The sequence below is a fragment of the Roseburia yibonii genome, assembly GCF_014297335.1.
In the GTDB taxonomy this organism is placed as follows: Bacteria; Bacillota; Clostridia; order Lachnospirales; family Lachnospiraceae; genus Roseburia_D; species Roseburia_D yibonii.
This window is the reverse complement of record NZ_JACOQH010000001.1, coordinates 509,828-522,806: the sequence shown is the minus strand read 5'-3', so window position 1 is coordinate 522,806 and position 12,979 is coordinate 509,828. Positions and strand designations below refer to the sequence as shown.

Genomic DNA, 12,979 nt, shown 5'->3' with positions numbered 1-12,979 from the left:
AAAGGCACCTTAGAGACCGGGGAGCAGGTCAGTCCGATTCGATCTCATAGGTGAATCCGGCATCCGTGATCATCTGTAACGTATCGGAGATGCCCTGCCCGTCCGCGGTCAGATAACCGGAGGCAAAGATGGAATTTACGACGGTGAGCAGTTCCTTTTCCCGCCCTTTAAAATAGATCTCACGGCCGGCGGCGCAGCGGATATCCGCCTTTGGCACCATCAGTCTGGCGAGGCATAACACCTTTAAACAATAAGCAGGGGTGAGCGCTGAGGTGTCCGTATCTGCGAGAGGCGTGCCCGGGATCGGGATCAGAAAATTGATCGGCAGCGCTTCCGGATTGATCTCGCGGAGATCAAGTAACATATCAACGACATCTTCCCTGCTTTCCCCCATGCCGATGATGCCGCCGCTGCAGATCTCAAAGCCGAGTCTCTGCAGCATATGGATATTTTCCACACGCTGTTCATAGGTGTGGGTGGTGCAGATATTCGGATAATAGGAACGGCTGCTGTTCAAATTATGGTTGATGCGGTCGAGTCCGGCTTCTTTTAACATCAGTGCCTGTTTTTCGGTCAGAAAACCGATCGAGCAGCACAGATGTGTCCCTTCCGCTTTCATGACGCGGATGCGTTCTGCGAGTTTTTCAATCTCCTCATCAGAAAATTTCATACCGCTTAATCCCATACAGTGCATGGAAAGATGATTGTCATGCACAAAAGAATTGTCCTGATAGAGTTTATCCTCCGCGACCCATCTGTAAGTCTCGATGTCTGCGGAAGAACGACATGACTGGGCGCAGTAGGCGCAGTTCTGGGAACAGTTTCCGCTTCTTACATTGGTCAGAAGATGGATGCCGACCCGGTCGCCCTTATATTTTTTTCGCAGTGCCCCGGCGCGCAGGAGAAGCTCATCTACCCGGTCATCCGGCAGATTGATGAGTGCGACCGCCTCGTCGCGGGAGAGAGCCGGTTCGTCTCCGATGGAGAAAAAAAGCTCGTTTGCAGGTTCGTTCGACTGAATTTCAGATAACATAGTAATACCTTCCTTAGTAAAAATGATAAGTCAACACTAGCATACCTGAGAAATATTGTCAACTTTTGAAAAGAGACTAGTTTACAATAGGAGTGCAGGTCTTTTTGTTAAAAAATTTAGAAAAACTTTCGAAAAAGTTAATTTGCGGTCGGAAAGAGAAACGGTTACAATGAAAACAGAGTATCAGAAAACTTGATTTCGGAGGAGACGAGATGGCGGGTAGTACCAAGTATGCGTTGGAAGATGCACTAAAGAAGCTGCTTCTGCAAAAGCCGATCGACAAGATCACGATCAATGATCTGACCGAGGAGTGCGGGATCAGCCGCATGACCTTTTATTATCATTTCAAGGATATTTATGATCTTGTGGAGTGGGTGTGCATCGAGGATGGAAAGCGGGCACTGCAGGATAAGAAGACATACGACACCTGGCAGGAGGGAATGGGACAGATCTTCGAGGCTGTTCTGGAAAACCGTCCGTTTATCATGAATGTGTACCATTCCATCAGCAAGGACAAGATCGAGAGCTATCTGTATAAGCTGACGTATCAGCTGATCGCGGATGTGGTCGGGGAAAAATGCGCGGGGATGGAGCTCGCGGAGGAGGATAAGCGTTTTATCGCCGAGTTTTACAAATACGGTTTTGTCGGCACGATGTTGGACTGGATCGAGCGGGGCATGAAAGATGATTACAGGGTGATCGTGAAGCGCCTGGGAATTACACTGTACGGGAATATCGCCAATTCCATCCACAACTTCGAACAGATCAGGGAGCATTGAGTTTATCAATGGCAGAAGAATGATAAAAATTTTATCATTTCAGACCGGTTGTAAGTGGTAATTATCATAAAATGGGGTAAGATAAAAACAGAAAGCAAAGCAGCGGATGATGACGCATCCGACAGTTGGAAAGGTGGTTTTCATATGTCAGGTAAGAAACAGATCGGACTTGGGATCGCAGCGCTTGCAGCAGGCGCGGGAATTGCAGCAGTAGCGGCGCAGGGGCGGAAAACTTCTGCCGTATCCAGAGAGGCAAAAAAGAAAAACGAGAAAGAGGAGCGGTCAGAATATCGCAACACCGAGCGTGGAAAATACGAAAAAAACAGCAAGGGAATTTACTATACAAACGGCAATTATGAGGCGTTTGCACGGCCGAAGAAGCCGGAAGGCGTCGATGAAAAGAGCGCATACATTGTAGGAAGCGGACTGGCATCCCTTGCGGCGGCATGCTTCCTTGTGCGTGACGGTCAGATGAAAGGTTCCAATATCCATATTTTAGAGGCGATGGATGTGGCAGGCGGCGCCTGCGACGGTATCTTTGATCCGACGAGAGGTTATGTGATGCGTGGCGGACGTGAGATGGAGAATCATTTTGAGTGTCTGTGGGATCTGTTCCGCAGCATTCCGTCGCTTGAAGTGCCGGGCGCGTCGGTTTTGGATGAGTATTACTGGTTAAACAAAGAAGATCCGAACTATTCGCTGTGCCGTGCTACCGAGGAACGCGGAAAAGACGCGCATACGGACGGCAGGTTCAATTTAAGCCAGAAGGGATGCATGGAGATCATGAAGCTGTTCTTTACGAAGGACGAGGATCTCTACGACAAAAAGATCGAGGATGTATTTGATGAGGAAGTGTTTGATTCCACATTCTGGCTGTACTGGAGAACGATGTTTGCGTTTGAGAACTGGCATAGCGCGCTTGAGATGAAACTGTATTTCCAGAGATTTATCCATCATATCGCGGGACTGCCGGATTTCAGCGCACTGAAATTTACCAAGTACAATCAGTATGAGTCGCTGATCCTTCCGATGCAGAAGTATCTGGAGGATGCGGGCGTTGACTTCCAGTTCAATACCGAAGTTACCAATGTCATTTTTGAGATCAAAGACGGACGCAAGGTTGCAAAAGCGATCGACTGCAAGGTAAAAGGCGTGGAACAGGGCATTGTTCTGACGGAAAATGATCTGGTATTTGTCACAAACGGAAGCTGTACCGAGGGCACGATCTACGGAGATCAGAATCATGCGCCGAATGGCGATGCCGAGGTGAGAACGAGCGGATGCTGGAGCCTCTGGAAGAATATCGCAAAACAGGATCCGGCGTTTGGCCATCCGGAGAAATTCTGTTCGGATGTGGCAAAGACAAACTGGGAATCCGCAACGGTGACGACTCTGGATGACAAGATCATTCCTTATATCACAAAGATCTGCAAACGTGATCCGAGAAGCGGAAAGGTCGTAACCGGCGGAATCGTAAGCTGCAGGGATTCGAGCTGGCTGCTCAGCTGGACGATCAACCGTCAGGGACAGTTCAAAGATCAGGACAAAGAAAAAGTATGCGTATGGGTATACGGTCTGTTTACGGATGTTCCGGGCGATTATGTGAAGAAACCGATGAAAGAGTGTACCGGTAAGGAGATCACCGAGGAGTGGCTGTATCACCTCGGGGTACCGGCAGAGGAGATCCCGGAACTTGCGGAGCACAGTGCGGTCTGCGTTCCTACGATGATGCCTTATATCACGGCATTCTTCATGCCGAGAACCAAAGGCGACCGCCCGGATGTGATCCCGGATGGATGCGTGAACTTTGCGTTCCTCGGCCAGTTTACCGAGACACCGCGTGATACGGTATTCACGACGGAATACTCCGTGCGTACCGCGATGGAGGCGGTTTACGGACTGCTCGGTGTGGATCGTGGCGTTCCGGAAGTATGGGGCAGTGTATACGATGTCAGGGAACTGCTCGACAGCAGTGTGAAACTGATGGATGGCAAATCCCCGCTTGAGATCGAGCTGCCGGGACCGCTCAATCTGATCAAAAAACCGCTGTTACGCAAGATTCAGGGAACCGTGATCGAGAAAGTACTGCGCGACCATGATGTGATCAAGGACGGAATGCTCTAAATCGCGGGAAGATTTCCTTGCAACATCCAAAAAATAAGTGTATAATACACATGATATCAAAAATTGATGTTAATGGAAGCTGCGGTTTGTAGACATTTCAGAGAGTCGGTGGCCGGTGAGAACCGATATGGCAAAGAACCTTTCCACTTCCGGAGTCAGCAGGGAAACCTGCGGGTTCGTAGTCCTTATCCTACGTCAGAGAGGTCATAGCAATATGGCAATTTGGGTGGCAACGCGGAAAATTTACCTTCCGTCCCAGATACAGGAGATTCCTGTACGGGACGGGAGGTTTTTTATTTTAGGAGGAAAAAACAGCATGATTGATTTGAAGTTTTTAAGAGAGAATCCGGAAATTGTAAAACAGAACATCAAAAACAAATTCCAGGACAAGAAATTACCGTTGGTGGACGAAGTGATCGCCCTTGACGAAGAAGCGAGAGCTGCAAAGCAGGAAGCAGATGATCTGCGCGCGAGCAGAAACAAGCTTTCCAAACAGATCGGCGCACTGATGGGACAGGGCAAAAAAGACGAAGCGGAAGCAGTCAAAGCCCAGGTAAACGCGAATGCGGCACGTCTTGCGGAGCTTGAAGCAAAAGAAAAAGAACTGCAGGAAAAGATCACCAAAGATATGATGGTCATCCCGAATATCATTGACCCGAGCGTTCCGATCGGAAAAGACGACAGCTGCAACGTTGAGATCGAGAAATTCGGTGAGCCGGTCGTACCGGATTTTGAAGTTCCGTATCATACGGAGATCATGGAGAGCTTCCACGGCATCGATCTTGACGCTGCCGGAAAAGTAGCAGGAAACGGATTCTACTATCTGATGGGAGACATTGCGAGACTGCATTCCGCGATCCTTTCTTATGCGAGAGACTTTATGATCGACCGTGGCTTTACTTACTGCATTCCGCCATTTATGATCCGCAGCAATGTGGTGACCGGCGTTATGAGCTTTGATGAAATGGATGCCATGATGTACAAGATCGAGGGCGAGGATCTTTACCTGATCGGAACTTCCGAGCATTCCATGATCGGTAAATTCATCGATACGATCCAGGACGAGGACAAGCTGCCGTATACACTGACCAGTTATTCTCCGTGCTTCCGTAAGGAAAAGGGTGCGCACGGTATTGAAGAGCGTGGTGTTTACCGTATCCACCAGTTTGAGAAGCAGGAAATGATCGTTGTCTGCAAACCGGAAGAGTCCAAAATGTGGTATGACAAACTCTGGCAGAACACCGTAGATCTGTTCCGCAGCATGGATATCCCGGTTCGTACCCTGGAATGTTGCTCCGGAGATCTTGCGGATCTGAAAGTAAAATCCTGTGATGTGGAGGCGTGGTCACCGAGACAGAAGAAATACTTCGAGGTCGGAAGCTGCTCAAATCTTGGAGACGCACAGGCAAGAAGATTAAAGATTCGTGTCAAAGGAAAAGACGGAAACAAATATTTTGCGAATACCTTAAATAATACCGTTGTTGCTCCGCCGAGAATGCTGATCGCGTTCCTGGAGAACAACTTAAACGCAGACGGAAGCGTAAGCATTCCGAAGGTACTGCAGCCATATATGGGCGGCAAGGAAAAACTGGTTCCGGACCAGAAATAATTACGAAAGAAAAAGGTGACATCAGGGAAGTACCCGGATGTCATCTTTTTATAATTATATAGAACAGTCAATGGCAGACCCGGACACACCGGAGATGCCGGAAACAGCGGCCGCGGCATCTGCACTGGAAACCGCAGAACCAGTGGTGGCTGCTGCGGCATCGCCGGAAGATGGAGTTTCCCCTGCGTTTATTGCCGCGTTGATCGCGGCTGCCTGTGCGGCGGCTTCCTCCCTGGTCTTTAGATTATCAAAGGAGTACTGGGAAAGCGGCGTGCTGTCGTCCACATATTCATCCATATGACGCCTGCGGTGATCGGAGACCGGAATGCTGTTCGCGATGGCTGCCTGCTCCTGCGCCTTTCGCACACGCCTCTTTTTGGCGAGCTTGGAAGCTGTGTTTTTCGCGCGCTTTAAGTTCTTTGCGGCGAGTTCCGTCCGGGCTTCCTTTTCCAGCTGCTTTTCCCTGCGCAGTTTCGCGGATTTTAACGTCCCCTGTTTTTCGATGGACTTGGCGATCTTTTTCGCCTTCTGGATCTCGGAAGAACTGGAAGAACTCTGTTTTACAGATTTTGCGTCAGCCTGTGCCGCGGCGATGACAGCGGATACCTGGGACGGTGTGCGCGCTGAGGCGAGCCGCATCAGATAGCCGGTCTCACTCATACTGCGGTGTACGCTAAAAGACAGGGACTGGCGTTTGGTTTTCTTCGAACCTCCAAAGAAGGAGGAACTGCGTGAAAAAGAACCGGAAATACTCGTGTGCATGATCGGATACTCCTTTCTGCGAAAATCTATCGATAGCACATGCCCATACAAAATAGACATGGCAGTCATTTATATAATATATCGTCAAAGCAGGGGGAGAACTTAACCATTTGACACACGTATAGAAAATGTTCGGTCATTTCAACGGGATTTCGTTCTGGTTTGCGCTTGAAAATTAAACAAATCGGAAAGAATGATAAAAAAGAATTTAAAAATCATGAAAAAATGACGGGGAAATTGAAATATGATTGTGCAAAACAACCAAAAAAACAGCACCGTTTTTGGAAGAAAGCGAGAATTGACATTCGGGGTAGATTTCAGTAGAATACATTCGGCATTAAGAAATGCTATATTAAATAAGAAAGGAAGGGGTAAATACGGAGAATCTGTCAAAAGCACTGATGGAAGAATTAAACTGTGAGACGGCGTTCACGATTCCCATATTTGGTGGGATACCGGTTGCTGAATCCGTCGTTGTCACCTGGTTTATCATGGCAGTGCTGGTCATAGGTTCGATATTGCTGGTGCGCGGACTGCGGGTGGAAAACCCGGGTAAGAGGCAGCTGGCACTCGAAACGGTAATCGGAACGATCTATGACTTCTTTTACGATCTTCTCGGAGAAGAGGGCAAGTGTTATATCCCGTATCTGATGACGGTCGCTTTTTACATCGCGCTGTCAAACATGATCGGACTGCTCGGAATGAAATCTCCGACGAAAGATGTGGGCGTCACCGGTGCCCTGGCACTGATGAGCATAATTCTGATCGAATTTTCAGGTATCCGGAAGAAGGGACCGAAGAAATTCCTGAAGAGTTTTGCGGAACCGGTTCCAGTCATGCTCCCAATGAACATACTGGAAATTTTCATTCGTCCATTGTCACTGTGTATGCGTCTCTTTGGTAATATCCTTGGCGCATTCGTAATCATGGAACTTATTAAAATCGTCGCACCGCTTTTGGTGCCGATCCCATTCAGCTTCTATTTTGATATTTTTGACGGGCTGATTCAGGCATATGTATTTGTCTTTTTAACATCTTTATTTATTAAAGATACTATGGAATAAAAAAATTAAAACAAGAAAAAGAAAAGGAGTTGTTTCATTATGACATCATTAATCGCAATCGGAGCAGGTTTAGCAGCATTAACAGGTATTGGCGCAGGTATCGGTATCGGTCTTGCAACATCTAAGGCAGTAGACGCGATCGCAAGACAGCCGGAAGCAGAAAGCAAGATCACAAAAGCATTACTGCTTGGTTGTGCCCTGGCAGAAGGTACTGCAATCTTCGGTATGGTTGTTGCCATCTTAATCATCTTATTCCTGGGTTAATCCAAAGAAAGGACTTGGTAGAGAATGCAATTATTAAGAATCGATTGGAACGTCCTCTTTACCATCATAAATCTGATTGTTCTTTATCTGTTACTGAAAAAGTTCCTGATCGGACCGGTAACCGGTATTATGCAGAAGCGTAAGGAAATGATCGAGGGACAGCTTGCGGACGCGGATGATAAGAGAAAGCAGGCGGGTGAGCTGAAACAGCAGTACGAAGACATGTTAAAAGGTGCGCATGAAGAATCTGTAAAGATCCTTGAGGAAGCAAGAAAGAATGCGCAGAAAGAATATGACAGCAAGGTAAAATCAGCAGATGCCCAGGCAGATAAGATCATTGAAAACGCACAGAAAACAATCGAACTGGAGCGCGAAAAGACCGTGCAGGATCTTCAGTCACAGATCGCGGATCTCGCACTCGTGGCAGCCGGAAAGGTGATCGGCGAAAAGAGCACGGAGGAAAGCAACCAGTCATTGTATGATCAGTTTTTAGCTAAAGCAGGTGATTCGGATGACACAGACAGCGAATAATTACGGAACTGTCCTCTATGAACTCGGTGTGGCAGGAGAGGTCGTAGCAGAGACAGAAAGAATTTTTTCTCTTACCCCGGAACTGTCGAAATCTCTGGGAAGCCCGATTGTTTCCGCAAAAGAGAAACACAAACTGATAGATTCCATCTTCCCGCAGGAAGTGAGAAACTTTTTAAAGGTGCTCTGCGACAACGGCAGTGTGGGTGAACTTGCGGATATATTTTCTTCGTACCACACCTGTTATGACGCGCACAACGGGATTCTGCGCGCGACACTTTCCTATGTCACGCCACCGACAGAGTCACAGCTTGCGCAGATGAAAGAACATCTGAAGAAAGAATATGGAAAAAATGAAGTGCAGATAGAACTGATCGAACAGCCGGATCTGATCGGCGGGTTCGTGATTCGTGTGAAGGACAGGGAAGAGGACTGGAGTATGAAAGGGCGTTTAAATAAATTAAAGCAGGAATTGATTTGGAGGTGATAACGTGAGTTCCATAAGTTCAGAAGAAATTATTTCCATTCTGAAAAGTGAAATAGAAAACTATGACATGGTAAGTGGCGGTCAGGAAGTCGGCGAAGTCATCTGGGTAGGTGACGGTATCGCGACGATCTATGGAATCGAGCATGCCATGTATGGCGAAATCGTTATCTTTGAAAATGGTGTAAAGGGAATGGTGCAGGATATCAAGAGAGATCAGATCGGCTGCATCGTTTTAGGAAAAGATACCGGAATAAAAGAAGGAACAAAAGTAACCAGAACAAAGAAAAAAGCGGGTGTCCCGGTAGGAGATGCCTATCTTGGAAGAGTTATCAATGCACTGGGTGCTCCGATCGACGGAAAGGGCGAGATCCCTGCAGATGATTACCGTGCGATCGAGCAGGAAGCACCGAGCATTGTAGACAGACAGTCTGTAAACCAGCCGCTGGAAACAGGTATTCTTGCGATCGATTCCATGTTCCCGATCGGACGTGGACAGCGTGAGCTTATCATTGGTGACCGTCAGACAGGTAAGACCTCGATCGCCGTTGATACGATCTTAAACCAGAGAGGAAAAGATGTGATCTGTATCTATGTTGCGATCGGACAGAAAGCATCTACCGTTGCAAAGCTGGTAAATACCCTGACAAAAAATGACGCGATGGATTATTCTGTTGTGCTTTCCGCAACAGCGAGCGATTCCGCGTCCTTACAGTATATCGCGCCGTATGCGGGTACCGCGCTGGCAGAATACTTTATGTACAAGGGAAAAGACGTACTGATCATTTATGATGATCTTTCCAAGCATGCGGTTGCTTACCGTGCGCTGTCCCTGTTACTTGAGCGTTCTCCGGGACGTGAGGCATATCCGGGTGACGTATTCTACTTACATTCGAGACTGCTTGAGCGTTCCAGTAAGTTAAATGATAAACTGGGCGGAGGTTCGATCACTGCACTGCCGATCATTGAGACACAGGCAGGTGACGTATCCGCGTATATCCCGACAAACGTAATTTCCATTACCGATGGACAGATCTTCCTTGAGAGTGATCTTTTCTTCTCCGGTATGCGTCCGGCGGTAAACGTTGGTCTTTCCGTATCCCGTGTCGGTGGCGCGGCGCAGACCAAGGCGATGAAGAAGGCTTCCGGAAGCGTGCGTATCGATCTTGCGCAGTATCGTGAGATGGAAGTGTTCACACAGTTCAGTTCCGATCTGGATGACGCGACCAAAGAGCAGTTACAGTACGGAAAAGGACTGATGGAATTATTAAAACAGCCGCTTTGCCATCCGATGAGTCTTGCAGAGCAGGTTATCACACTGGTTGCAGCGAACAAGCGTCTGCTTCTCGATGTGGACACTAGGGAGACCAAGGATTTCCAGAAACGGATGTTGGAGTTTTTCGCGGCAGAGCACAAAGACATCATGGATACGATCAATGAAAAGAAAGTATTGGATGACGCGATCACAGAGTCCATTGTAGAGGCAGTCAAAGAGTTTAAGAGCAGGTGATAGGATATGGCAAATACCAAGGAAATCCAAAAGCGAATGAAAAGTATTCAGGATACCATGAAGATCACGAATGCCATGTATATGATCTCTTCTTCCAAGCTCCGCGTTGCGAAGCAGAAGCTTGAGGATACCGAGCCTTACTTTTATTCTCTGCAGATGGCGATTTCCCGTTTCCTCAGACATATTCCGGATACGGAGAGCCGTTACTTTGATCAGAAGACGGAGATCCCGGACGCTGAGAAAAGAAGAGGTTACATCGTGATCACTGCGGATAAGGGGCTTGCGGGCGCATACAATCATAACGTGATCAAAATGGCGCATGAGCTTTTCGAACAGGGAAATAACAACAAGCTGTTCGTCGTCGGCGAGCTGGGACGTCAGTATTTCGCGAAAGAGGGACTGGAAGTAGATACCGAATTTAAGTATACGGTACAGAATCCATCCCTGCACAGGGCGCGTGTGATCACAGACCGTGTCATGGAGTTGTACGACAAGGGCGAACTGGATGAGGTGTATATCGTATACACCAAGATGGAAAACGCGTTTAACATGAACGCGGAAAAGATCCAGCTGCTTCCGCTCAAAAAGGAAGATTTTATGCGGGCACCGATCGATACCTATCAGGAGGAGATCAAGGTGGAACCGTCCATGGAAGCGATCCTTGAGCATGTGGTTCCAAACTGTGTCACCGGTATCATTTACGGTTCACTGGTTGAGTCTTTCGCAAGTGAGCAGAATTCAAGAATGATGGCGATGCAGACCGCGACTGACAGTGCGAAGGAAATGTTACAGAGCCTGTCGATCCAGTATAACCGTGTCCGGCAGGCAGATATTACCCAGCAGATCACCGAGGTGATCGGTGGTGCCAAGGCACAGAAAAATAAGAAAAAGAAATAAATAAAAATAAAGAAAGGAGGTTCCCTCCCGTTATTTGAGAGGTAAATGGAATGAAAAAAGGAAAAATCGTACAGGTTATGGGACCTGTTGTTGACGTTGAATTTGAAGATAACGACCTTCCATTTATTAAGGATGCGTTAGAGGTAGACAACGGTGGTAAGCGGTGCGTAATGGAAGTTGCGCAGCACATCGGAAACAATACCGTCCGCTGTATCATGCTGGCATCCAGTGAAGGACTTCACAAAGATATGGAAGTAACAGCTACCGGAAGCGGCATTAAAGTTCCGGTCGGCAAAGGAACCTTAGGACGTTTATTTAATGTATTAGGAGATACCTTAGACGGTGGTGAGTCTCTCGAGGGAGAGAAGCACTGGGTCATCCACAGAGATCCGCCGAGCTTTGAAGATCAGAGCCCGGTCGTAGAGGTACTTGAGACAGGTATCAAGGTCATCGACCTGCTTGCGCCGTATGCAAAAGGTGGTAAGATCGGTCTGTTCGGTGGTGCCGGTGTTGGTAAGACCGTACTGATCCAGGAGCTGATCCACAATATCGCGACCGAGCATGGTGGATATTCCATCTTTACCGGTGTCGGCGAGCGTTCCAGAGAGGGTAATGATCTCTGGACAGAAATGACAGAATCCGGTGTTATCGACAAGACCGCCTTAGTGTTCGGTCAGATGAATGAGCCGCCTGGAGCGCGTATGAGAGTTGCGGAGACCGGACTTACCATGGCAGAATATTTCCGTGACGAGGAACATCAGAACGTACTTCTGTTTATCGATAATATCTTCCGTTTCACACAGGCTGGTTCCGAAGTGTCCGCACTGCTCGGACGTATGCCGTCAGCCGTTGGTTATCAGCCGACACTGGCAAATGAAATGGGTGAATTACAGGAACGTATCGCATCGACCAAGAACGGATCCGTTACTTCCGTACAGGCAGTTTATGTGCCTGCTGATGACCTGACAGACCCGGCTCCGGCAACAACATTTGCCCACTTGGATGCAACCACCGTTCTTTCGAGAAAGATCGTGGAACAGGGTATTTACCCGGCAGTAGATCCGCTCGAATCCAACTCCCGTATCCTGGAAGAGGATGTAGTCGGAAAAGAGCATTACGAGACTGCAAGACGTGTGCAGGAAATCCTGCAGAAATACACAGAATTGCAGGATATCATCGCGATCCTTGGTATGGAAGAGCTTTCCGATGAGGATAAGCTGACCGTATACCGTGCAAGAAAGATTCAGAAATTCTTATCCCAGCCGTTCCATGTAGCGGAGAACTTTACCGGTATGCCTGGTAAATACGTTCCGTTAAAGGAGACGATCCGCGGATTTAAGGCGATCATTGACGGCGAGATGGATGATTATCCGGAAGCTGCATTCTTTAACGTCGGGACGATCGAGGATGTAAAGGAAAAGGCAAAACAGATGGAGGGCACAGGTTCCGCCAACTAGGAGGAATGAAGCATGAATACATTTAGTCTTAAAGTAATCGCCTGTGACCGTGTGTTTTTTGACGGAAGATGCAAGCAGGTCATTCTTCCGCTTGAGGATGGCCAGAAAGCAATTCAGGCGCATCATGAGAATATGGCGTTTGCCGTGGAAGTCGGAGAGATCCGGATCCAGGAGGAAAACGGCAACTGGATCTACGGTGTTACCGGAACCGGTTTTGCGCAGATCATGAATAACCGTGCCACAGTCATCGTGGATACCTGTGAGTCACCGGAGGATATTGATGTCCGCCGTGCGAAAGAGGCAAAAGAGCGTGCCGAGGAACAGCTCAGACAAAAACAGAGTATTCAGGAATATTACCGTTCCAAAGCGTCCCTCGCGAGAGCGATGGAGCGACTGAAAGCCAGCAGCCACGACAGACCGATCGGTTATTAAAAAGCAGCAGCAAAAGACAGCCATTTTGGCTGTCTT

Annotated in this window: 13 protein-coding genes; 11 read left to right on the top strand and 2 right to left on the bottom strand. The window is 48.1% G+C overall.

The window, feature by feature from the left end:
* Positions 1–28: 28 nt before the first annotated feature.
* Positions 29–1,033, bottom strand: coding sequence for a biotin synthase BioB (gene bioB / locus H8Z76_RS02505; protein ID WP_186981552.1), 1,005 nt, complete (start codon positions 1,031–1,033; stop codon positions 29–31).
* Positions 1,034–1,245: 212 nt separating this feature from the next.
* Here bioB and H8Z76_RS02500 point away from each other — a divergent pair, with 212 nt between their 5' ends.
* The 3 genes from H8Z76_RS02500 (at position 1,246) to serS (ending at position 5,545) form a co-directional block, all read left to right on the top strand.
* A complete protein-coding gene (locus H8Z76_RS02500) occupies positions 1,246–1,812 on the top strand; it encodes a TetR/AcrR family transcriptional regulator (RefSeq protein WP_022515940.1) in 567 nt (188 codons plus the stop codon).
* A 144-nt stretch (positions 1,813–1,956) separates the two neighbouring features.
* Positions 1,957–3,936: an oleate hydratase gene (locus H8Z76_RS02495; RefSeq protein WP_186981551.1), complete on the top strand. Its 1,980-nt coding sequence runs from the start codon at positions 1,957–1,959 to the stop codon at positions 3,934–3,936.
* A 316-nt stretch (positions 3,937–4,252) separates the two neighbouring features.
* The gene (gene serS / locus H8Z76_RS02490; RefSeq protein ID WP_022515942.1) at positions 4,253–5,545 is read left to right on the top strand and encodes a serine--tRNA ligase; all 1,293 of its coding nucleotides are present in this window, start codon (positions 4,253–4,255) and stop codon (positions 5,543–5,545) included.
* A 54-nt stretch (positions 5,546–5,599) separates the two neighbouring features.
* Here serS and H8Z76_RS02485 read toward each other — a convergent pair whose 3' ends face one another.
* Positions 5,600–6,307: a hypothetical protein gene (locus H8Z76_RS02485; protein ID WP_186981550.1), complete on the bottom strand. Its 708-nt coding sequence runs from the start codon at positions 6,305–6,307 to the stop codon at positions 5,600–5,602.
* 401 nt (positions 6,308–6,708) lie between these two features.
* Here H8Z76_RS02485 and H8Z76_RS02480 point away from each other — a divergent pair, with 401 nt between their 5' ends.
* The 8 genes from H8Z76_RS02480 to atpC are packed head-to-tail and all read left to right on the top strand — an operon-like array spanning position 6,709 to position 12,943.
* Complete coding sequence (locus tag H8Z76_RS02480) at positions 6,709–7,371, top strand: F0F1 ATP synthase subunit A (RefSeq protein ID WP_022515943.1); 663 nt, start codon at positions 6,709–6,711, stop codon at positions 7,369–7,371.
* 39 nt (positions 7,372–7,410) lie between these two features.
* Positions 7,411–7,635: an ATP synthase F0 subunit C gene (gene atpE / locus H8Z76_RS02475; RefSeq protein WP_022515944.1), complete on the top strand. Its 225-nt coding sequence runs from the start codon at positions 7,411–7,413 to the stop codon at positions 7,633–7,635.
* 24 nt (positions 7,636–7,659) lie between these two features.
* On the top strand, positions 7,660–8,166 hold the full coding sequence (gene atpF, locus H8Z76_RS02470) for a F0F1 ATP synthase subunit B (protein ID WP_022515945.1): 507 nt from the start codon (positions 7,660–7,662) through the stop codon (positions 8,164–8,166).
* On the top strand, positions 8,147–8,650 hold the full coding sequence (gene atpH, locus H8Z76_RS02465) for an ATP synthase F1 subunit delta (protein WP_022515946.1): 504 nt from the start codon (positions 8,147–8,149) through the stop codon (positions 8,648–8,650). Before atpF ends, atpH begins: the two co-directional genes overlap by 20 nt.
* A 4-nt stretch (positions 8,651–8,654) precedes the next feature.
* Positions 8,655–10,157 carry a F0F1 ATP synthase subunit alpha gene (gene atpA / locus H8Z76_RS02460; protein ID WP_147617794.1) on the top strand — a complete coding sequence of 501 codons (1,503 nt, stop codon included), beginning with the start codon at positions 8,655–8,657 and terminating at the stop codon, positions 10,155–10,157.
* A 6-nt stretch (positions 10,158–10,163) separates the two neighbouring features.
* Positions 10,164–11,054 carry an ATP synthase F1 subunit gamma gene (atpG, locus tag H8Z76_RS02455; RefSeq protein ID WP_022515948.1) on the top strand — a complete coding sequence of 297 codons (891 nt, stop codon included), beginning with the start codon at positions 10,164–10,166 and terminating at the stop codon, positions 11,052–11,054.
* A gap of 50 nt (positions 11,055–11,104) precedes the next feature.
* Complete coding sequence (atpD, locus tag H8Z76_RS02450; RefSeq protein WP_022515949.1) at positions 11,105–12,511, top strand: F0F1 ATP synthase subunit beta; 1,407 nt, start codon at positions 11,105–11,107, stop codon at positions 12,509–12,511.
* Between the two features lie 12 nt (positions 12,512–12,523).
* A complete protein-coding gene (atpC, locus tag H8Z76_RS02445; RefSeq protein WP_022515950.1) occupies positions 12,524–12,943 on the top strand; it encodes an ATP synthase F1 subunit epsilon in 420 nt (139 codons plus the stop codon).
* The last annotated feature ends 36 nt before the right edge of the window (positions 12,944–12,979 follow it).